Raw genomic sequence first — 22,177 nt, 5'->3', positions numbered from 1 at the left:
CAGATGGATTTGAAAACGATAACCTACCTGGTGGTTGGCTCAACCTTCCTCCTGTACATTGGGATTGCGATTTGGGCTCGAGCAGGCTCAACAAAAGAGTTCTATGTCGCTGGTGGCGGTGTTAACCCTGTAGCAAACGGCATGGCAACCGCAGCGGATTGGATGTCAGCAGCATCTTTTATCTCAATGGCTGGTTTGATTGCCTTTATGGGTTACGGCGGTAGTGTCTTCCTAATGGGGTGGACGGGCGGCTACGTTCTGCTAGCTATGCTTCTCGCTCCGTACCTGCGTAAGTTTGGTAAATTTACTGTACCCGAATTTATCGGTGAACGCTTCTATTCTAACGCGGCTCGTATCGTTGCGGTTGTGTGTCTGATCATCGCATCGGTCACTTACGTAATCGGTCAGATGAAAGGGGTTGGCGTTGCGTTTGGTCGCTTCCTAGAAGTCGATTACGCAACAGGTCTAGGCATCGGTATGTGTATCGTATTCATCTACGCAGTAATGGGTGGAATGAAAGGCATCACCTACACGCAGATTGCTCAATATTGCGTACTCATTTTAGCTTACACTATTCCAGCAATCTTTATCTCTCTGCAACTGACAGGTAACCCTCTACCACAAATCGGCCTCGGCAGTACCATTCAAGGCACTGACGTCTACCTGCTTGATCGGCTTGACCAAGTCGTCACCGAACTTGGCTTTAGTGAATATACGACCGCCGTCAGAGGTGACACACTAAACATGTTCGTATACACCATGTCTCTTATGATCGGTACCGCAGGCCTTCCGCACGTTATCATCCGCTTCTTTACCGTGCCTAAAGTTCGTGATGCTCGTACATCTGCAGGCTGGGCGCTATTTTTCATCGCGATTCTATACACAACAGCCCCAGCAGTATCTGCAATGGCTCGCTTGAATCTGATGGATACCGTTAACCCAGCACCAGGTCAACACCTTGCTTATGATGAGCGCCCTGACTGGTTCAAGAACTGGGAAAAAACGGGCCTACTTGGCTTCGATGATAAAAATGGCGATGGTCTGATTGAGTACACTTCAAACCCAGCAACCAACGAACTAAAAGTTGACCGTGATATTATGGTATTAGCAAATCCAGAGATTGCTAAATTGCCAAATTGGGTCATCGCATTAGTCGCAGCTGGTGGTTTAGCAGCAGCACTATCTACCGCTGCTGGTCTGTTGTTGGCAATCTCATCAGCCATATCCCATGACTTAATTAAAGGGGTTATCAATCCGAACATTTCCGAGAAGAAAGAACTGCTCGCAAGCCGAATATCGATGGCGGTGGCCATTGCGTTTGCGGGTTATCTTGGCCTCAATCCACCGGGCTTTGCCGCGGGAACCGTAGCATTAGCGTTTGGTCTGGCTGGTTCATCTATCTTCCCGGCACTGATGATGGGTATCTTCAGCAAAGGCATTAACAAAGAAGGGGCTATCGCGGGTATGGTTGCGGGTATTAGCATCACGCTATTCTACGTATTCCAACACAAAGGCATCCTATTCATTCCAGAATGGAAATACCTACAGAGCTGGGGACAAAACTGGTTCCTAGGTATCGAGCCAAATGCATTTGGTGCTATCGGTGCAATATTCAACTTTGTCGTGGCATTCGCGGTATCGAAAGTAACGGCTGAAACTCCACAAGAAGTGAAAGATCTCGTTGAGCACGTTCGTGTACCAGTTGGTGCAGGCGATGCTGTAGACCACTAAATCTCAACTCACACCACAAAAGCCCCATTTGGGGCTTTTTTATTCACTCAATTAGGTTAACGTAGCTCATATCAATTTCGATAGTAAATACGAATACAAAGCCACGGTAAAACAACTCAATCCAATTTTAGACATGGTATACCCAAGCAACTTTATCTCTGCCAGCTTAGGTATGAGGTTTCTTAGGTATACCGTTGTAGCAAGGAAGCCAAGATGTTCAAAAACAAGCATATTACGATCGCCCTGTTAGTGGCACCGATTCTTTCTCTGATCGCGTATTTCGGCACTGACATGGCCCTCAGTGAAAAACCTCAAGCCGCCAAAGAAGGGGAGAGTTACAAGTTAGTCGGAAAATCCAACTGCCGTTACACCAGTGGATTGTGTGATATGGAAAATGGTGATTTCAAAGTGAAGTTTCGCTCAGAAAAGCTCACGAAAGACAGTTTGGAATTATCACTCAATGCCGCCTACCCACTGGAGGGGGTGAAAATTTCTGTCGTTGATGACCAAGCACAAAATACCCAGCCTTTTGAGATGACTCGCGCTGATAACGCTGGCCAAAATTGGACCATCACGCTTCCTAAGCCTGCATCTGAAGAAAGCTGGTTACGTGTAGCGATTCAATCAGAGGGAACGCTATACTATGGCGAGACACAAACGGCATTTGTGAAATACGAAACGTTATTTACAGAATAATCATCCATCGACGCGAAATACCGCCAAAAGCGACCGCCTTAGGGAGGCCGCTTTTATGCAACTCGATTAAGCACAGAGCGCAACTTTAGGGGTTTTACTGGTTTCGCGATGAAACTGAAACCATTTGCTTTGATCCCATCCATCATGTCATCGGTTCGATCTGCACTGATAATGACGCCTTCGAAACGGTTACCTAAGCGCAAACGACATTGCTGCAATACCTCTAGTCCCGTTCGACCATTATCAAGACGATAGTCGGAGAAAATCACGTCCGGAGTCCAGTCATCTTCAAGCACTTTTAAACTTTCAACGATATCAGTCGCTAGGCGAATGTCGCATCCCCAACGTGAAAGCAAGTTTTCCATACCGACCAAAATTTCAGGTTCGTTATCAACGCACAAAACGCGGATATGACTCAAATCTGATTGCTTGCTCTTTACTGTAACACTTGGTTGTACGTGTACTCTTTCTGCTTTATCTAAAGTAATCGAGAACACACTACCTTGACCAAACCAAGAGCGCATTGATATCTCATGCCCAAGAACTTGAGCAATACCTTTCGAAATGGCAAGACCAAGCCCTAAACCTTGATCAGAACGAACTTGCGTACCACGGCTAAACTCTTCAAAGATTTCTTGCTGTTTCTCTTGCTCAATGCCCATACCGTTATCCCACACATCGATACGCACATTACCTTGCACACGCCGTACACCCAATACCACCTTACCATTTGGGCTATAACGAAACGCATTAGTTAAGAAATTCTGAACCACTCGACGCAGCAACTTCGGATCGGATTTCACCATTAGGGACGAGGGGATCATCATAAAGTCAATCCCTTGCTGTTTCGCCAGCGCGCTGAACTCTGCATTCAAATTCGCAAGGACATCGTTCACGGCGAAAGCATGAACATGAATATCCAATTTCCCTGATTCCAAACGCGAAATATCCAGTAAGTCACCAATTAAATCTTCCGCAGCGCCAAGTGCACTCTCGATATGGGTAGAGAGTTTTTGTGTTTCATTGTCTTTGGCGACTTCCGATAGCGAAGAAGCAAACAATCGCGCCGCATTAAGCGGTTGCATCAAATCATGGCTAACCGCAGCCAGAAATCGAGATTTAGATTGAGATTCATGTTCTGAGCGCTGCGTGGCAGCAACCAACTGCTTGTTCAGTTGCTCCAACTCGCGAGTACGAACACGAACACGCTCCTCTAAGGTCTCATTTGCATCTTTTAGCGCTTGTTCTGCATCTCGAAATACAGTGATATCAGTAAAACTCATCACAAAACCGCCACCAGGCATCGGGTTTCCTTGCACTTCAATAACCCGACCATCCGGTCGAATACGAGAAGAAGTATGACGCGTACCTTGTTCTAAATGAAAAACACGTCGACGAACATGATCTTCTGGGTCTCCGGGGCCACACAGACCTTGCTCAGCATTATGGCGAATCACATCCGCAATAGGGCGACCAACTTGAATGAGTCCAGGAGGAAAAACAAACAGTTCCAGATAACGCTGATTCCATGCCACCAGCCGCAACTGTTTATCGACAACAGCGATACCCTGGCCAATGTGCTCAATTGCACCTTGCAACAATCCACGACTGAAGTCATACAATTCCGATGCTTCATCAACAATGGTGGCAACTTCTTCAAGCTGCATGTTTCTTCCTTGCAAAGCAGAAGTAAGTACTAACTTTGCTGAAGACGCGCCAAACACGCCCGCAAGGACACGCTCAGTATGCCTAATCAAGGTAGATGGTGCCTGTTGGTTTGGTAACAACGCTTCTGGTTGTTGATTCCAGTATGTTTGAAACGCCGATTTCACTCGTGTACGTCCAACAAAGCGAGAAGCGAGCATCTCCAGTTCGCTCACGGTGACACGGCTTTGATACAAACTGATGTTTTCACTTTCAGGCAACGGCGTACCAACAAATGAGGCAGATTGTAAACGTTCACTCAGGCTTGGGCGCGTCGCCAATGAAACCAACACAAAACACAGAGCATTTGCGGCAACACTCACAATCATTCCCCAATCAGAGATTGCGATGCCAAGATCCGTCAGTAAATCAGGTGGTGTGATCAGCCAAATCAATAAATTATTACTCGCATCACCAGCTAGCATGCCAGTTTGGCTCATCAAGGTTATTAACCAAATGGTGAAGCCAACCAATAACCCAACATAAACGCCTTTCTTATTTCCCTGTCGCCAATACATACCACCAATCAAAGGAGGGGCAAACTGAGTGATTGCAGCAAATGAGAGGAAACCTATCGCTGAGAGTGAGTGAATACTATCTAGCGCCTGATAAAAACCCCACGCCCCAACTAACAGCAACAGAATTAAGCCACGACGAATGCGCAGTAACAGTTCAGAAAAGTGATGGTGATTGCGTTGAGACAACTTCATGCGACGCAAGATCAGTGGCATGACCAAGTCATTAGACACCATGATGGCTAAGGCGATCGTGGAAACGATGACCATGCCACTCGCAGCGGACGTACCACCTAAAAATGCCAATAGAGCAATATCGTTAGCACCCACCGCCATTGGTACGCTTATCACGTAAGTATCTGCAGGGCTTCCACTGAGCAAGCTTTGCCCTACCCATGCAATCGGCAGAACAAAAATGCCCATTAAAATCAAATACAGTGGAAACAGCCAACGCGCGACGTGTAAATCCTGAGCTCGCTCGTTCTCAACAACCATGGTATGAAACTGACGCGGTAAACAGACAATCGCCAGCATGGTCAGTATTGTGTGGATCAATAAGGTTGGAATATTTGGCGATTCATAAGTCTGAGCTGCAATGTCTGCTAGATGGAAACTTTCCGTATCGATTGCAAGCCAAACAATAAATACACCGACAACCAAAAATGCCACCAGCTTGAGAACGGATTCAAATGCAATCGCCATCATCATACCGCGGTGGTGCTCGGTGTTATCAATGTGGCGAGTACCAAATAGCATGGTAAAAATCGCAAGTGCTCCAACAACAAACCAAGAAACACTGAAATTTTCACTGCCTAACTGAGAGGGTAGATCTGGAGCGATGATTTCTAACCCCATGGTAATGCCACGCAGTTGCAACGCGATATAAGGTAAAATGCCTGCAACAGCAATTAACGTCACCGCAACGGCAATACCTTGAGATTTACCATAGCGCGCAGCGATAAAGTCTGCGATCGAGGTAATATGCTCTCGCTTAGCGATCAAAATGAGACGAGCCAATACCCGCCAACCAATCGTAAAAACAAGAATGGGCGCGATATAGATCGGTAAAAAAGACCACGGATTATTGCTCGCTTGCCCAACTGTGCCGTAAAACGTCCATGACGTGCAGTACACTGCAATCGACAAACTGTAGATCCACGGTCGCCAACGCGCCAACCATCTCTTTTGTTTGTCACCATACCAAGCGATAAAAAATAGAATTCCCAAATACGCTAAAGAAACGGGAATTACGAGCCATCCTTGCATTCGATATCCTTTCTTACCTCTGTTGCCATTCGTGATTTAAAAGGCACAAAAAACCTCTCCGTAAGGGAGAGGTTTCATTTAACACTGCTTTCACAACAGAGACAAAGGTTAGTTTTTAATCTCTGTCACAGAAGCTTAATTCTGTGCTTCTACTGCATTTTCTGATACATCGACGACGTTACGCTGAGCATCCTGAGGTTCGACTTTAATGAACAATGCAAAAAAGCCCATAGACGCCATAACCCAGAAAATGTTCGCCCCCCAATGCTCATATCCCCAACCACTGAGCACAGTCATAAGTGCGATAACAGCGCCCAATGGAATTGCGTTATACAGTGCTTGCAATGCCACCATCTTGTTCTCTGCAGAATTTTGAATGTATTGAATCGCGGCAATGTGGGCAGTTGCAAACGTCACGCCATGAAGCAGTTGAACCATAACTAACGCAAAAATTGACGTGGTTGCAGCCGTCATTCCCCATCGCAACATCACCCCACCCGCGGCAACGACAAATAACGATCGTAATGCCCAACCAGCAAATAAACGCTTACTAAACGCAAAAACGGCGACTTCTGCCGCGACACCTAAGCTCCACAAATAGCCAATCACATTTTCAGAGTGACCTGCGGCTTTCCAATGAATGGCACTAAAGCCGTAGTAAGCCGCATGACTCCCTTGAATCAATGCAACTAATACGAGAAATTTTACAACCGGTTTGTCTGTCAATAATGCCGATAGCTTCGGGCGTTGCGTATGCTGACCACTCTGGGTCACTGGCATTGGATTTGTGTTACGCATCGCAAACAACAATGAAATGAACACTCCCACCATCGCCGTGTACAAGATCATGTCAGAGCCAAATTCTGCCACTAGAAAACCGACCACGGTAGAACCTGCGATAAACGCAACAGAGCCCCATAGACGAGTACGTCCATAGTCGAGCATTTTCAAACGAGAGTAGTAATTCGCCATCGCGTCCGATAACGGAACCACTGGGCCACAACAGAGATTGAACAATACGGTCACTAATGCCATTAGCCAAAAATTGCCACCCGTAAAAAAGTGAAAACCGACAAAGATAAGGGCTGCAAAACTTAACCAACGCAATGCTGGCATTAAGTGTTCGACTTTATGCACACGTGGTGTAATCACCATATTCGCGACGCAACGCGTAGCTAAACCAAGACCCACAAGTAAACCGATGTCTGTTGCAGAGACACCCTGCTCTTTAAACCACAACGACCAAAATGGCAGGTATACGCCATACGCAAAAAAGAATCCGAGAAAGTACTGGGAGATCCAGCCATACGGAGAGGGTTTCAACATCACTGACATCCTAAAAACGGCAAAAACGAACAAGTTTCGTCACGTAAACGATTGGGAGAGTGAATTATGGATCGCAATGTGTCATAGAAAAAGGGAAGAATCGGCCATTTCCTCTTTCCTCTATGGCACAGGATTTCAGCAAAAATAGATTACATCAATTTAGACCAAAGTCGTCTGGCTTCAATGGAGAAAGTTGTCAGACTTAAAGAGTATTCCCATCACATGTAGGTGCTTTCATGCCTGACAAATTTAATATGCAATCTCCACCGTTCAATCGCCTAACTGACGCACAGCAAAATAGACTGCGCTCGTCTCTCGATGTGGCATACTACCGAACGCGAGATGTCATCTTAGCTTGTGGACAAGATAACCCTCACCTGCACGTGCTGATTAAAGGCGCTGTTGAAGAGCGCTCAAAAGATCAAGACGAAGTGTTTGCTCACTACGCCAATGACGACATGTTTGATGTGCGATCCTTATTCGAAGAAAGCGTCCGTCATCAGTATGTGGCACTGGAAGATACCCTCTCGTACTTACTGCCCAAAGAAGTATTCCTTGAGCTGTATAGCGAGAACGGACAGTTCGCCGCCTACTTCGATAACAACTTATCAAAGCGCCAAGCTCTCGTTGAAGCAGCTCAGCAGCAGCAAAACCTTGCCGAATTCATTCTGACGAAGGTAGATAGCAGCATCTATCATCCGCCAATGTTATTGGCTCCTGATATGCCAATTAATGAAGTCACCAAAACACTCAAAGACAATGGCATCGATGCTGCTTTGGTTCTGCTTAGCCAAGAGGACCCACGCTTAGAGCAATATCCATCGGCACATCCCTACGCGATTGTAACTCGAACTAACATGCTGCATGCCGTCATGTTAGATGGGCATCACCTTGACACTCCTGTTAATGAAATCGCCACATTCCCTGTCTATCACGTCGATCAAGGCGATTTTCTGTTTAATGCCATGATCACCATGACACGAAACCGCATGAAGCGCCTGATGGTATGCGATGGAAACGAAGCCATCGGCATGTTAGATATGACTCAGATCCTCAGTGCTTTCTCGACGCACTCTCACGTACTGACACTCAGCATAGCGCGAGCCAGCAGCGTGGAAGAGTTAGCCCTTGCTTCCAATCGACAGCGTCAGTTGGTGGACAGCTTACTGACCAACGGCATCCGTACTCGTTTCATCATGGAGCTGATATCCGCAGTCAACGAACAAATCATAGAGAAAGCATTTGAGCTTGTCGTACCACCAGCATTGCACGACCACTGTTGCTTGATTGTCCTAGGTTCTGAGGGGCGTGGTGAACAAATCCTTAAGACTGACCAAGATAATGCATTGATTATTCAAGATGGTTTGGAATGGGAACATTGTACCGCCGTAATGCAAAACCTAACGCACACCTTGCAGCAACTTGGCTATCCACTTTGTCCTGGTAAAGTGATGGTTAACAATCCGAAGTGGGTCAGAACGCAGCAAGAATGGATTAAGACTATCGATAATTGGATTGCTAAAGCACAGCCTGAACAGATCATGGATTTAGCCATATTCAGTGATGCTCACGCGGTCGCAGGCAATCGAGATCTTCTCACGCCTATCACCGAGCACCTCAGAGACAGCATGGAAGATCGCATGTTGATTCTGTCTGATTTCACTCGCCCTGCTCTGCAATTTTCCGTGCCTCTTACTCTATTTGGTAACGTCAAAAGCGCTAAGGATGGGCTAGATATCAAGCGTGGCGGCATCTTCCCAATCGTACATGGCATTCGCACCTTGTCATTGGAATACGCAATTGAAGAGAAGAACACCTTTGAACGTATCGAAGCACTGAGAAAAAAACGTATCTTAGAACCGGAAACCGCAGATAACCTCAATGAGGCGCTAAAGCTGTTCTTCAAGATCCGTTTGAACCAGCAATTGAGTAAGCAAGAAGCCCTGAACAACATCGACATCAAACAGTTAGATAGGAGCGCACGAGACCTGCTGCGCCACAGCTTACACGTGGTAAAGAAGTTTAAGCAGTTCTTAGGCTTCCATTATCAAATCCGTGATTAGAGTCTTTTAGGCAAATAAGACGAGAGGTGACAGGGATGAATTGGCTACAAAGGAAATACTGGCATTACAAGCTGAAAGGCTCACCTTATCAGCCACTATTTTGTTCGCCGCAAAAAACGAGTTTGTCTCTCTCGATTGCGAAACCACCAGCTTGGACCCAAATCGTGCCGAGCTGGTCACTATCGCCGCAACTAAAATCATCGACAACCGCATCATCACCAGCAAGCCATTTGAAGTTCGACTTCGCGCCCCACAATCACTCGATTCAGGCTCGGTAAAGATTCACCATATCCGCCACCAAGATTTGGTTGATGGTATCAGCGAAAAAGAAGCGCTGATCAAACTGCTCGACTTCATCGGCAATCGTCCTTTGGTCGGCTACCACATCCGCTATGACAAAAAGATCCTCGACCTCGCCTGTCTGAGGCATTTAGGCTTCCCACTACCTAACCCTCTCATCGAAGTGAGCCAGATTTATCACGACAAGCTCGAACGTCATTTGCCCAACGCCTACTTCGACTTAAGTCTTGATGCTATTTGTAAGCACCTTGAACTGCCGATTCAAGACAAACATGATGCCCTGCAAGATGCTAAGTCTGCCGCGTTAGTATATGTGCGCCTCACGAAAGGTGACTTACCAAAATTTAGCGTACCGTACACCCAATAATCTCGATGATACACTTTCGACCAACCTCCCAGAATCAGGTTTATTTCCGCAAATTTTCAGCACATCACTCGCTCTCATCCTAAAGTCTAATTGTAGAAATAACCGCTGTGACGGACAGTTATACGCACAGCAGCGCTCTGGACTCAATTGGTTCTTTATTCAATTGACAACAAAGAGCGTGAAACAGCCCTACAAAAGACTCAGGTCGAGAATTATAGGCACAAGGAGAGAAGCCATGAGCGAAGCCCACGTTTATCCGGTAAAAGAGAATATTAAAAATCATACGCATGCGGATAATGACACTTACCTAGCCATGTATCAGCAGTCAGTCACCGACCCTGAGGGCTTCTGGAGTGAACACGGCAAAGTCGTCGATTGGATAAAACCATTCACTCAAGTAAAAAACACCTCTTTTGATACTGGTCACGTCGATATTCGTTGGTTCGAAGACGGCACGCTGAACGTGTCTGCAAACTGTATTGATCGTCACCTTGCCGAACGTGGCAATGAGGTCGCAATCATCTGGGAGGGCGACAACCCAGCTGATGACAAAACACTAACATTCAATGAACTGCACAAAGAAGTATGTAAATTTTCTAACGCACTGAAACAACAAGGCGTACGAAAAGGTGACGTAGTTTGTCTTTACATGCCGATGGTCCCTGAAGCTGCCGTTGCAATGCTGGCATGTACTCGAATCGGCGCTGTCCATACCGTCGTTTTTGGCGGTTTTTCTCCAGAGGCACTATCAGGACGCATCATTGACTCTGATTCAAAAGTCGTCATTACCGCTGATGAAGGCGTTCGAGGCGGTCGCGCGGTTCCTCTAAAGAAAAATGTCGATGAAGCCCTGACAAATCCTGAAGTAAAAACGATAGAAAAAGTAGTGGTACTAAAACGCACGGGTGGTGATATTGAGTGGCATGAGCATCGTGATGTTTGGTGGCATGAAGCAACCGCCGTTGTTTCTGATGTATGTCCACCGGAAGAGATGAAAGCCGAAGACCCTCTATTCATCCTTTATACATCAGGCTCAACAGGTAAACCAAAAGGTGTATTGCACACCACTGGTGGCTACCTCGTCTATGCGACCATGACATTTAAATACGTGTTTGATTATCAAGAGGGTGAGACATTCTGGTGTACGGCGGATGTAGGTTGGATCACAGGTCATACTTACCTAATTTACGGCCCTCTTGCAAACGGCGCCAAAACCATTTTGTTCGAGGGTGTACCAAACTACCCAAGCACAGCACGTATGAGCGAAGTGGTCGATAAACACCAAGTTAACATTCTTTATACCGCACCAACGGCTATTCGAGCCCTGATGGCGAAAGGAAATGAAGCGGTTGCCGGCACATCTCGTTCAAGCCTACGTGTCATGGGTTCCGTTGGTGAACCAATCAATCCTGAAGCGTGGGAGTGGTACTACAAAACTATTGGTAACGAAAAGTCACCTATCGTTGATACTTGGTGGCAAACCGAAACGGGTGGTATTTTGATTGCCCCACTACCTGGAGCCACAGATCTAAAACCAGGCTCTGCAACTCGTCCATTCTTTGGTGTGCAACCTGCCCTTGTCGATAACATGGGTAACATCATTGAAGAGACTACGGCAGAGGGGAACTTAGTCATTCTCGATTCATGGCCTGGTCAGATGCGCACGGTGTACGGCGATCACGAACGATTCGAGCAAACCTACTTCTCAACCTTTAAAGGCATGTACTTCACCAGTGATGGCGCACGTCGTGACGAAGATGGCTACTACTGGATTACTGGCCGTGTTGATGACGTACTAAACGTATCTGGTCACCGAATGGGTACGGCAGAAATTGAATCCGCCCTCGTTGCACACGATAAGATCGCAGAAGCAGCGATTGTGGGCATTCCTCATGACATCAAAGGTCAGGCAATTTACGCTTACGTCACGCTTAATGATGGCGACTTCCCATCGGCTGAATTGCATAAAGAAGTGAAAGACTGGGTACGCAAAGAGATTGGCCCTATCGCAACACCAGATGTTTTACATTGGACTGACTCTCTACCAAAAACGCGCTCAGGTAAGATCATGCGTCGCATCCTGCGTAAGATTGCCACTGGAGATACCAGCAACTTAGGTGACACCTCAACACTGGCAGATCCAAGCGTAGTAGATAAATTGATCGCAGAGAAAGCGGAACTGGCATAACGCTCAGCCCTTTTTGCACAGTTAACCCTAAAAGCCGCCATTGCATATGGCGGTTTTTTTGTACGTGGGTGCAAAAGAGCCCCTAAAAACTACGTGGCAATTATGTTGTTTTTGTTAACTTGGTTACAGAAACGGTGGGCACTATTGGGAGATTAGACCAGTAAATTGCTGCTAATTGCTGTGAATTAGCTATAATCTTGGTCGATTTTTTAAAATTTGCGCGGTTTTAACAAAAAAATCGTGCTGATTTATCGTATATTTGGGAATATAAACGTTCTGCTCACGATAAAGGAAGATAGCAACACAATGTCTGCAAAGTCACGGATTCTAGTTCTAAATGGGCCAAATCTTAATCTATTAGGCCTACGAGAACCAACACACTATGGTAACAATACCCTAGCACAGATTGTTGACGCTTTGGCTGAACAGGCTCACAAGTCTGGAGTAGACCTTGAACACCTGCAATCGAATCGCGAGTACGAACTGATTGAAGCTATCCACGCCGCATATGGCAAAGTGGACTTCATTATCATCAACCCAGCGGCTTTCACACATACCAGTGTTGCCCTACGTGATGCACTACTTGGCGTTGCCATCCCATTTATTGAAGTGCACCTATCGAACGTTCATGCGCGAGAACCGTTTCGTCATCACTCTTACCTATCAGATAAAGCGGAAGGGGTGATTTGTGGACTAGGTGCACAAGGTTATGAATTCGCTTTGTCTGCCGCAATCGCAAAATTGCAGGCAAGGTAAACCAAACACTCTGCAGCCCAATGGGTTGTCTTAATCACAAGATAAAAGAGAAAGAAAAGATGGATATTCGTAAAATCAAAAAGCTAATTGAGTTAGTTGAAGAGTCTGGCATTGCTGAGCTAGAGATTTCTGAAGGTGAAGAGTCGGTACGAATCAGTCGTCACGGCACAATCGCTGCACCAGCACCAGTTCACTACGCAGCAGCTCCAATTGCAGCACCTGCTCCAGCGGTTGCACCAGTAGCAGACGTGCCAGCAATGGCACCTGAAGCTCCAGCAGCAGTACCTGCAGGTCACCAAGTTCTTTCTCCAATGGTGGGCACTTTCTACCGTTCTCCTAGTCCTGATTCAAAATCATTCATTGAAGTTGGTCAAAGTGTGAATGCTGGCGACACATTATGTATCGTTGAAGCAATGAAGATGATGAACCAAATTGAAGCAGACAAATCAGGTGTGGTAACTGCAATCCTAGTTGAAGACGGCCAACCAGTTGAATTCGACCAACCACTCGTTGTAATCGAATAAGCGGGGCTTGCCTTATGCTAGATAAAGTAGTCATCGCGAACCGAGGTGAAATCGCACTTCGTATCCTTCGCGCTTGTAAAGAATTAGGAATTAAGACCGTCGCCGTTCACTCAACAGCTGACCGCGATCTTAAGCACGTACTACTCGCAGACGAAACAGTATGTATCGGTCCTGCTCGTGGTATCGACAGCTACCTAAACATCCCTCGTATCATTCTGCAGCAGAAGTGACGGGGGCAATTGCGATTCACCCGGGTTACGGGTTCCTATCTGAGAACGCAGACTTTGCAGAACAAGTAGAGCGCAGCGGTTTCATCTTCGTTGGTCCTAAAGCAGACACCATCCGCATGATGGGTGACAAAGTGTCAGCAATCAACGCAATGAAAAAAGCAGGCGTTCCTTGTGTACCAGGTTCTGACGGTCCACTAGATAATGACGAAGACAAAAACAAAGCTCACGCTAAACGTATCGGCTACCCAGTAATCATCAAAGCCTCTGGTGGCGGCGGTGGTCGTGGTATGCGTGTTGTACGTTCTGAAGCGGACCTTGTTCAAGCTATCGCTATGACTCGTGCAGAAGCAAAAGCGGCATTCAATAACGACATGGTTTACATGGAGAAATTCCTAGAAAACCCTCGTCACGTTGAAGTACAAGTTATTGCTGACGGTCAAGGCGGCGCTATCCACCTAGGTGAACGTGACTGCTCTATGCAGCGTCGTCACCAAAAAGTTGTTGAAGAAGCACCAGCACCAGGTATCACAGAAGAAATGCGTAAGTACATCGGCGAACGTTGTACTCGTGCATGTCTAGAGATCGGCTACCGCGGCGCTGGTACGTTCGAATTCCTATACGAGAACGGTGAGTTCTACTTCATCGAAATGAACACACGTATTCAGGTTGAGCACCCAGTAACAGAAATGGTTACCGGTGTTGACCTAATCAAAGAACAACTGCGCGTAGCAGCAGGTCAACCACTGTCATTCACTCAAGATGACATCAAGATCCGAGGCCATGCGATTGAGTGTCGTATCAACGCAGAAGACCCAGAACGTTTCCTACCTTCACCAGGTAAGATTGAACGCTTCCACGCGCCAGGCGGCATGGGTGTTCGTTGGGAATCTCACATCTACACAGGCTACACAGTACCACCTCATTACGATTCAATGATTGGTAAACTGATTACGTACGGTGAGAACCGTGATGTAGCGATTGCACGTATGAAGAACGCATTAGGCGAGATGATCATTGAAGGTATCAAGACTAACGTTCCGCTGCAACAGTCCATCATGAATGATGAGAACTTCCAACATGGTGGTGCAAATATTCACTACCTAGAGAAGAAGCTTGGCCTACAATAAGCGATCGCTAACCTCATGATAAATGCCCACATCTGTGGGCATTTTTGTTTTGTATACTATCTATACTCAAACAAATCGTAGAGTTCTGGTAAACTCTGCGCCACTTCATTCACTTTGAGAGCAAAAACAAATGCCTTGGATTCAAATCAAACTCAACGCGACCAATGAAAACGCTGAACTAATCGGCGACATGCTAATGGAAGAGACTGGCGCGCTGTCTGTAACATTTTTAGACGCGCAGGATACACCGGTATTCGAACCTCTACCTGGCGAGACTCGCTTATGGGGCGATACTGATATTCTGGCATTGTACGATGCAGAAGCAGACACAGACTTCATCATCACACAAATCAAAGCAAGTAGTATGCTTGCAGACGATTTTGCTTACAAAGTTGAACAGCTAGAAGACAAAGATTGGGAACGTGAGTGGATGGAAAACTTCCACCCGATGAAGTTTGGTGAACGTCTATGGATTTGCCCAAGCTGGCGTGACGTACCAGAACCTGACGCGGTTAACGTAATGCTGGATCCTGGTTTAGCATTTGGCACAGGTACGCACCCAACAACCGCATTATGTCTTGAATGGTTAGAAGGTCTAGACCTTTCAGGTAAGACAGTTATCGACTTCGGCTGTGGCTCAGGCATCCTTGCGATCGCAGCGATCAAACTAGGCGCAGAAAAAGTAGTCGGGATCGACATTGATCCTCAAGCACTACAGGCTTCTCGTGACAACGCAGAACGCAATGGCGTAGCAGATAAACTAGAAGTCTACCTCCCTCAAAACCAACCTGAGGGACTAATTGCTGACGTAGTTGTTGCTAACATTCTTGCTGGTCCATTACGCGATTTAGCTCCTATTATCAAAAGTCTTGTAAAGCCACATGGTGATCTCGCAATGTCTGGTGTACTTGATACACAAGCAGAGGATGTGGCGAATCATTATCGTGATGAACTTCACATCGACCCAATTATTGAACAAAGTGAATGGTGCCGCATCTCAGGTCGCAAGCAAGGCTAAGTAAGCTTTTCAAGGCTAATTGTTTGAATTTCATGCTAATTACAAAAACAATTTGTAAATGCTCAAATATTAGTCTTTTCACGCAGCAAAAAAATGCGTAAAATGCGCGCCCTTGCTGGTACAGAACTGTGATGACGTTTTGAAAATCGGAAACTATCAACTTAAGAACAATCTAATCGTAGCCCCTATGGCTGGTGTAACGGATAGACCGTTTCGCGAGTTGTGTCTTCGCTATGGTGCGGGAATGGCCGTCAGTGAAATGATGTCCTCCAACCCCAAACTATGGGGAACGTCGAAATCGAAGCAACGCATGGTACATGAAGGCGAATCGGGCATTCGTTCAGTACAAATTGCAGGCTCCGATCCACAGCTTATGGCGGATGCAGCTCAGTTTAGTGTTGAAAATGGTGCACAAATCATTGATATCAACATGGGCTGCCCAGCAAAAAAAGTGAATAAAAAGCTAGCTGGCTCTGCACTGCTTCAATACCCAGACATCATCAAAGAGATTTTGACTGCCGTAGTGAATGCAGTAGACGTTCCTGTAACGTTAAAGACCCGAACTGGCTGGAATACAGAAAATAAAAACTGTGTTCAAATCGCTAAATTAGCCGAAGACTGCGGCATACAAGCTCTTGCTCTGCATGGCCGAACAAAAGCCTGTATGTACAAAGGTGAGGCCGAATACGACAGCATTAAAGCGGTAAAACAAGCTATTTCCATTCCGGTTATCGCAAACGGTGATATCGATAGCCCGGAGAAAGCAAAGTTTGTACTGGAGTACACCGGCGCAGACGCTTTAATGATTGGACGCCCTGCCCAAGGTCGTCCTTGGATTTTCCAGGAAATCCATCACTATTTGGAAAACGGCACCACGATGGATGAACTTCCAAACCAGGAAGTGAAAGCCATTATGCTTGGTCATGTTAACGCTCTGCATGATTTCTATGGAGAGTTCTTAGGACCACGAATCGCGCGCAAGCACGTAGGCTGGTACCTAAAAGAACATGAACAAGCGAGTGAGTTTCGCCGTACCTTCAACGCTATCGATGCAGCTCCGCTGCAACTTGAGGCGCTCGAAGGTTATTTTGATAACGTTGCATCATAATTAAGAGAAGAGCTAGACCGAATATGTTCGAACAAAATCTGACTTCAGAAGCATTAACAGTAACTACAGTAACGTCACAAGACCAGATTACTCAGAAGCCTTTACGTGACTCTGTTAAAGCGTCTCTTAAAAACTACCTAGCTCAGCTAAACGGCCAGGAAGTAACAGAACTATACGAATTAGTTCTAGCTGAAGTTGAACAGCCACTACTAGATACCATCATGCAGTACACTCGCGGTAACCAAACTCGCGCAGCAACTATGATGGGTATCAACCGCGGTACTCTTCGCAAGAAACTTAAAAAATACGGCATGAACTAATCGTTCATACAGTACTTTTGTAAAAAAGGCTTAGTCTAAAGTGACTAAGCCTTTTTTATTTCCAACAAAAATACGTACGGGCTGTTAAGGAAGCCTACGTTTTAGAGAGAATTAGTAATATAAAATGTGATCTTAACTGATTGAGAGGAGGTAAAAAACAGATATAATCAAAGGCTTACAAAAATATAGGAATAGACTAAATGATACTTAAAGAAAGAGGAGATTGGCTTCACGCTATCTTAAACTCTCTCCCAGATCATGTCTTTATCCTAGATGAACAAGGCCGTTATATCGAAAGTTTTGGCGGAACATATCACTCTAATAACTTCAATGCTGAAAGTTATACCAACCTTTATCTAGACGATGTTTTATCGCCTCAAAAAGCATCTGAGCTTCTCGGTTATATTGATGATGTAATACGCTCTAAGCAGCCGAAAGTCGTTAAGTATAGTATCGCCCTACAAGATCACTTGTTGATGCCTATCGAAGAGCTAGAAGCCTTAGAAAACCCTGAAGAAACTTGGTTTGAAGCGATTATCCAACCAGTAAAAAATCCTGAAAGCAATAATAACTGGGTGACTTGGTCGGTAAGAAATGTGACCAAAACTCACCTGCTCGAAAAGCGCCTGAAACAACTCTCTGAGACTGATGAGTTAACAGGTGTGCTCAATCGACGGGCATTCCTAAGTCGCCTTGACGATGCTCTAAGTGCGCAATCTAGCCGCTCTCAAACACTATCCTGCATCATGATCGATATTGATCACTTTAAGGAGATCAATGATCAAGTCGGGCACTTCTCCGGTGACAAGGTGATCTGCGATGTTGCAAAAATCTGCCAAAGTGCGATACGTAGTAGTGACTTCATTGGCCGACTGGGCGGAGAAGAGTTTGCAGTAATATTAACAAATACGAGTGCGATACAAGCTTATGACGTTGCTGAAAGGATCAGACAGTCGGTTCAAAACACTTCATGTCAAGTAGATGATATTGAGATCAACACCACTGTCAGCATTGGTGTAGCAGAACACGATGAAGAAAACCCAACAGCAAGGCAGCTGATGATTCGTGCCGATAAAGCTATGTATTACTCTAAGCATACAGGGCGAAATCTGACGACCTTACACCACAAAAACATTCCTGATATCAAATCACAGCCATCATCGAATCTAAGAATCCAAAAAGTTTCTTAGCCTTTCTCTATAACCTCATTATTTCTTTATTCTGCAGTCCATGTGCTCACTTACCAAAGCACTTAGCCAACCAAGCTTAAACAATATTAAATCATAGATTCAGAACGTACTGTAAGGCCTCAAGCGCTGAGCTTGGTCATAATGCTGTTGTGATCAAGGATGGTATACAGATAACGTTGCCGAGCAATTTAACAAAATGAGTATTAGCAAGCTCCCCCCAATTCACCGGAGCTAAAACCAATAGAGTAAGCATAACGTTGGTTACGAACGCGCAATTGAGTAAAAAGATATTGTAGAGAAGGTGTGGAGTGCATAGCATTGCTTCTTGGAAAGCACCGATATAGTGACAACGGTGTACAAAGAGTGAATGACCCTAATCAATCAATTTTTCAGATTAGTATCATCAAATTAAGTTTGCTTTGCTCCAAATGCAAAAAAGCCCATTCTTTCGAATGGGCTTTTTCTAAAATTAAAGCCTGGCGATGTCCTACTCTCACATGGGGAAGCCCCACACTACCATCGGCGCTATTTCGTTTCACTTCTGAGTTCGGAATGGAAGTCAGGTGGGTCCAAAATGCTATGGTCGCCAAGCAAATTCTGTCTTTTTACTTCCACTTTTTTAAAAAGTGAAAACAAAAAGTTTGGAAAGCTGTTTCTGTGTTCTCTACACAATCAAGTCTGTTCTTGCTTTGAGTCCATCAAAACCCTTTGGGTGTTGTATGGTTAAGCCTCACGGGCAATTAGTATCAGTTAGCTCAATGCCCCTCACAGCACTTACACACCTGACCTATCAACGTCGTAGTCTCCGACAACCCTTTAGGATACTTAAAGTATCAGGGAGAACTCATCTCAAGGCTCGCTTCCCGCTTAGATGCTTTCAGCGGTTATCGATTCCGAACTTAGCTACCGGGCAATGCGTCTGGCGACACAACCCGAACACCAGAGGTTCGTCCACTCCGGTCCTCTCGTACTAGGAGCAGCCCCTTTCAATTCTCCAACGCCCACGGCAGATAGGGACCGAACTGTCTCACGACGTTCTAAACCCAGCTCGCGTACCACTTTAAATGGCGAACAGCCATACCCTTGGGACCGACTTCAGCCCCAGGATGTGATGAGCCGACATCGAGGTGCCAAACACCGCCGTCGATATGAACTCTTGGGCGGTATCAGCCTGTTATCCCCGGAGTACCTTTTATCCGTTGAGCGATGGCCCTTCCATTCAGAACCACCGGATCACTATGACCTGCTTTCGCACCTGCTCGAATTGTCATTCTCGCAGTTGCAAGCGGGCTTATGCCATTGCACTAACCTCACGATGTCCAACCGTGATTAGCCCACCTTCGTGCTCCTCCGTTACTCTTTGGGAGGAGACCGCCCCAGTCAAACTACCCACCAGGCACTGTCCGCAACCCCGATAAGGGGTCAACGTTAGAACATCAACACTACAAGGGTGGTATTTCAAGGACGGCTCCACAGATACTAGCGTACCTGCTTCAAAGCCTCCCACCTATCCTACACATGTAGGGTCAATGTTCAGTGCCAAGCTGTAGTAAAGGTTCACGGGGTCTTTCCGTCTAGCCGCGGGTACACTGCATCTTCACAGCGATTTCAATTTCACTGAGTCTCGGGTGGAGACAGCGTGGCCATCATTACGCCATTCGTGCAGGTCGGAACTTACCCGACAAGGAATTTCGCTACCTTAGGACCGTTATAGTTACGGCCGCCGTTTACCGGGGCTTCGATCAAGAGCTTCGACCGAAGTCTAACCCCATCAATTAACGCTTCCGGCACCGGGCAGGCGTCACACCGTATACGTCATCTTACGATTTTGCACAGTGCTGTGTTTTTAATAAACAGTTGCAGCCACCTGGTATCTGCGACTCTCGTCAGCTCCATCCGCAAGGGACTTCACCATCAAGAGCGTACGCTTCTCCCGAAGTTACGGTACCATTTTGCCTAGTTCCTTCACCCGAGTTCTCTCAAGCGCCTTGGTATTCTCTACCCGACCACCTGTGTCGGTTTGGGGTACGATTCCTTACAATCTGAAGCTTAGAGGCTTTTCCTGGAAGCATGGCATCAATGACTTCACTACCGTAGTAGCTCGACGTCGTGTCTCAGCCTTAAAAAGAGCCGGATTTACCTAACTCTTAAGCCTACGCACTTGAACCTGGACAACCGTCGCCAGGCCCACCTAGCCTTCTCCGTCCCCCATCGCAATTGTAAGAAGTACGGGAATATTAACCCGTTTCCCATCGACTACGCCTTTCGGCCTCGCCTTAGGGGTCGACTTACCCTGCCCCGATTAACGTTGGACAGGAACCCTTGGTCTTCCGGCGAGGAGGTTTTTCACCCCTTTATCGTTACTCATGTCAGCATTCGCACTTCTGATACCTCCAGCATGCTTTACAACACACCTTCAACGGCTTACAGAACGCTCCCCTACCCAATGAAGTAAACTTCATTGCCGCAGCTTCGGTTTATTACTTAGCCCCGTTACATCTTCCGCGCAGGCCGACTCGACCAGTGAGCTATTACGCTTTCTTTAAATGATGGCTGCTTCTAAGCCAACATCCTGGCTGTCTGAGCCTTCCCACATCGTTTCCCACTTAGTAATAATTTGGGACCTTAGCTGGCGGTCTGGGTTGTTTCCCTCTCCACGACGGACGTTAGCACCCGCCGTGTGTCTCCCGGATAGTACTTACTGGTATTCGGAGTTTGCAAAGGGTTGGTAAGTCGGGATGACCCCCTAGCCTTAACAGTGCTCTACCCCCAGTAGTATTCGTCCGAGGCGCTACCTAAATAGCTTTCGGGGAGAACCAGCTATCTCCAGGTTTGATTGGCCTTTCACCCCTAGCCACAAGTCATCCGCTAATTTTTCAACATTAGTCGGTTCGGTCCTCCAATTGATGTTACTCAATCTTCAACCTGCCCATGGCTAGATCACCTGGTTTCGGGTCTATATCCAGAGACTGAACGCCCAGTTAAGACTCGGTTTCCCTACGGCTCCCCTAGATGGTTAACCTTGCCACTGAATATAAGTCGCTGACCCATTATACAAAAGGTACGCAGTCACAGGACATAATGCCTGCTCCTACTGCTTGTACGTACACGGTTTCAGGTTCTATTTCACTCCCCTCACAGGGGTTCTTTTCGCCTTTCCCTCACGGTACTGGTTCACTATCGGTCAGTCAGTAGTATTTAGCCTTGGAGGATGGTCCCCCATATTCAGACAGGATATCACGTGTCCCGCCCTACTCGATTTCACTGAATGTGCGTTGTCGACTACGGGGCTATCACCCTGTATCGCCGGACTTTCCAGACCGTTCGTCTAACGCATATAAAGCTTAAGGGCTAGTCCAATTTCGCTCGCCGCTACTTTCGGAATCTCGGTTGATTTCTTTTCCTCGGGGTACTTAGATGTTTCAGTTCCCCGGTTCGCCTCATTAACCTATGAATTCAGTTAATGATACTAGCTTATGCTAGTGGGTTTCCCCATTCAGAAATCCCAGACTCAAATGGTTGTTACTACCTAATCTGGGCTTATCGCAAGTTACTACGTCTTTCATCGCCTCTGACTGCCAAGGCATCCACCGTGTACGCTTAGTCACTTAACCATACAACCCCAAAGAGTTTCAAAAGAAATCTTGAGTTTGTTGTTTAAACAACCAAAGTTGCTATCTCATTATTTGAATGAGCGAGATAGCTATCGATTTTGCCGGACTCAAATATGTTTTGCTTTCGCAAAACC

12 protein-coding genes, 2 rRNA genes and 2 pseudogenes are annotated in these 22,177 nt (G+C 46.3%); 12 read left to right on the top strand and 4 right to left on the bottom strand.

The window, feature by feature from the left end; all coding sequences use genetic code 11:
- Positions 1–3: 3 nt before the first annotated feature.
- Together KHN78_RS08715 and KHN78_RS08710 are read left to right on the top strand one after the other, a co-directional pair.
- Positions 4–1,731 carry a sodium:solute symporter family protein gene (locus KHN78_RS08715; RefSeq protein WP_128809924.1) on the top strand — a complete coding sequence of 576 codons (1,728 nt, stop codon included), beginning with the start codon at positions 4–6 and terminating at the stop codon, positions 1,729–1,731.
- 213 nt (positions 1,732–1,944) lie between these two features.
- Positions 1,945–2,427: a hypothetical protein gene (locus KHN78_RS08710; RefSeq protein WP_211915795.1), complete on the top strand. Its 483-nt coding sequence runs from the start codon at positions 1,945–1,947 to the stop codon at positions 2,425–2,427.
- Positions 2,428–2,480: 53 nt separating this feature from the next.
- Here the strand turns inward: KHN78_RS08710 and KHN78_RS08705 are convergent, their stop codons facing one another.
- Both KHN78_RS08705 and KHN78_RS08700 read right to left on the bottom strand, forming a co-directional pair.
- The gene (locus tag KHN78_RS08705) at positions 2,481–5,912 is read right to left on the bottom strand and encodes a PAS domain-containing hybrid sensor histidine kinase/response regulator (protein WP_211915794.1); all 3,432 of its coding nucleotides are present in this window, start codon (positions 5,910–5,912) and stop codon (positions 2,481–2,483) included.
- A gap of 135 nt (positions 5,913–6,047) precedes the next feature.
- Complete coding sequence (locus KHN78_RS08700; protein ID WP_211915793.1) at positions 6,048–7,238, bottom strand: 3-phenylpropionate MFS transporter; 1,191 nt, start codon at positions 7,236–7,238, stop codon at positions 6,048–6,050.
- A 236-nt stretch (positions 7,239–7,474) separates the two neighbouring features.
- On the opposite strand from KHN78_RS08700, the gene KHN78_RS08695 reads away from it, so the two are divergent.
- The 10 genes and pseudogenes from KHN78_RS08695 to KHN78_RS08650 all read left to right on the top strand — a co-directional run bounded on the left by KHN78_RS08695 (position 7,475) and on the right by KHN78_RS08650 (position 18,429).
- Positions 7,475–9,301: a DUF294 nucleotidyltransferase-like domain-containing protein gene (locus tag KHN78_RS08695; protein WP_211915792.1), complete on the top strand. Its 1,827-nt coding sequence runs from the start codon at positions 7,475–7,477 to the stop codon at positions 9,299–9,301.
- 35 nt (positions 9,302–9,336) lie between these two features.
- Positions 9,337–9,968 (top strand): annotated as a pseudogene (locus KHN78_RS08690) (3'-5' exonuclease).
- 235 nt (positions 9,969–10,203) lie between these two features.
- Entirely contained in the window at positions 10,204–12,156 is a 1,953-nt protein-coding gene (gene acs / locus KHN78_RS08685) for an acetate--CoA ligase (protein ID WP_211915791.1), read from the top strand.
- 306 nt (positions 12,157–12,462) lie between these two features.
- Positions 12,463–12,912 (top strand): type II 3-dehydroquinate dehydratase, encoded by a 450-nt coding sequence (gene aroQ / locus KHN78_RS08680; RefSeq protein ID WP_211915790.1) that lies wholly within the window; start codon positions 12,463–12,465, stop codon positions 12,910–12,912.
- A 59-nt stretch (positions 12,913–12,971) separates the two neighbouring features.
- Positions 12,972–13,436, top strand: coding sequence for an acetyl-CoA carboxylase biotin carboxyl carrier protein (gene accB / locus KHN78_RS08675; protein WP_211915789.1), 465 nt, complete (start codon positions 12,972–12,974; stop codon positions 13,434–13,436).
- A gap of 14 nt (positions 13,437–13,450) precedes the next feature.
- Positions 13,451–14,793: pseudogene (accC, locus tag KHN78_RS08670) on the top strand (acetyl-CoA carboxylase biotin carboxylase subunit).
- 130 nt (positions 14,794–14,923) lie between these two features.
- Complete coding sequence (gene prmA / locus KHN78_RS08665; RefSeq protein ID WP_211915788.1) at positions 14,924–15,811, top strand: 50S ribosomal protein L11 methyltransferase; 888 nt, start codon at positions 14,924–14,926, stop codon at positions 15,809–15,811.
- Positions 15,812–15,950: 139 nt separating this feature from the next.
- A complete protein-coding gene (gene dusB / locus KHN78_RS08660) occupies positions 15,951–16,919 on the top strand; it encodes a tRNA dihydrouridine synthase DusB (RefSeq protein ID WP_164837134.1) in 969 nt (322 codons plus the stop codon).
- A gap of 23 nt (positions 16,920–16,942) precedes the next feature.
- On the top strand, positions 16,943–17,239 hold the full coding sequence (gene fis / locus KHN78_RS08655) for a DNA-binding transcriptional regulator Fis (RefSeq protein ID WP_000462885.1): 297 nt from the start codon (positions 16,943–16,945) through the stop codon (positions 17,237–17,239).
- A 200-nt stretch (positions 17,240–17,439) separates the two neighbouring features.
- Positions 17,440–18,429 (top strand): GGDEF domain-containing protein, encoded by a 990-nt coding sequence (locus KHN78_RS08650; RefSeq protein ID WP_211915787.1) that lies wholly within the window; start codon positions 17,440–17,442, stop codon positions 18,427–18,429.
- Between the two features lie 474 nt (positions 18,430–18,903).
- Here the strand turns inward: KHN78_RS08650 and rrf are convergent.
- Both rrf and KHN78_RS08640 read right to left on the bottom strand, forming a co-directional pair.
- Positions 18,904–19,020, bottom strand: a 5S ribosomal RNA gene (rrf, locus tag KHN78_RS08645).
- A gap of 128 nt (positions 19,021–19,148) precedes the next feature.
- Positions 19,149–22,043 (bottom strand): 23S ribosomal RNA (locus tag KHN78_RS08640).
- Positions 22,044–22,177 lie beyond the last annotated feature (134 nt).

Origin of the sequence: Vibrio sp. B1REV9 (assembly GCF_905175395.2) — a bacterium.
Classification (GTDB): domain Bacteria; phylum Pseudomonadota; class Gammaproteobacteria; order Enterobacterales; family Vibrionaceae; genus Vibrio; species Vibrio alfacsensis.
This window is presented reverse-complemented; position numbering and strand designations above follow the sequence as displayed.

What these genes read in the sequence shown, in the direction of transcription:
- KHN78_RS08715 (WP_128809924.1), top strand. Translation starts at nt 4, where the DNA reads ATGGATTTGAAAACGATAACCTACCTGGTGGTTGGCTCAACCTTCCTC.
- KHN78_RS08710 (WP_211915795.1), top strand. Translation starts at nt 1,945, where the DNA reads ATGTTCAAAAACAAGCATATTACGATCGCCCTGTTAGTGGCACCGATT.
- KHN78_RS08705 (WP_211915794.1), bottom strand. Translation starts at nt 5,912, where the DNA reads ATGCAAGGATGGCTCGTAATTCCCGTTTCTTTAGCGTATTTGGGAATT.
- KHN78_RS08700 (WP_211915793.1), bottom strand. Translation starts at nt 7,238, where the DNA reads ATGTTGAAACCCTCTCCGTATGGCTGGATCTCCCAGTACTTTCTCGGA.
- KHN78_RS08695 (WP_211915792.1), top strand. Translation starts at nt 7,475, where the DNA reads ATGCCTGACAAATTTAATATGCAATCTCCACCGTTCAATCGCCTAACT.
- acs (WP_211915791.1), top strand. Translation starts at nt 10,204, where the DNA reads ATGAGCGAAGCCCACGTTTATCCGGTAAAAGAGAATATTAAAAATCAT.
- aroQ (WP_211915790.1), top strand. Translation starts at nt 12,463, where the DNA reads ATGTCTGCAAAGTCACGGATTCTAGTTCTAAATGGGCCAAATCTTAAT.
- accB (WP_211915789.1), top strand. Translation starts at nt 12,972, where the DNA reads ATGGATATTCGTAAAATCAAAAAGCTAATTGAGTTAGTTGAAGAGTCT.
- prmA (WP_211915788.1), top strand. Translation starts at nt 14,924, where the DNA reads ATGCCTTGGATTCAAATCAAACTCAACGCGACCAATGAAAACGCTGAA.
- fis (WP_000462885.1), top strand. Translation starts at nt 16,943, where the DNA reads ATGTTCGAACAAAATCTGACTTCAGAAGCATTAACAGTAACTACAGTA.
- KHN78_RS08650 (WP_211915787.1), top strand. Translation starts at nt 17,440, where the DNA reads ATGATACTTAAAGAAAGAGGAGATTGGCTTCACGCTATCTTAAACTCT.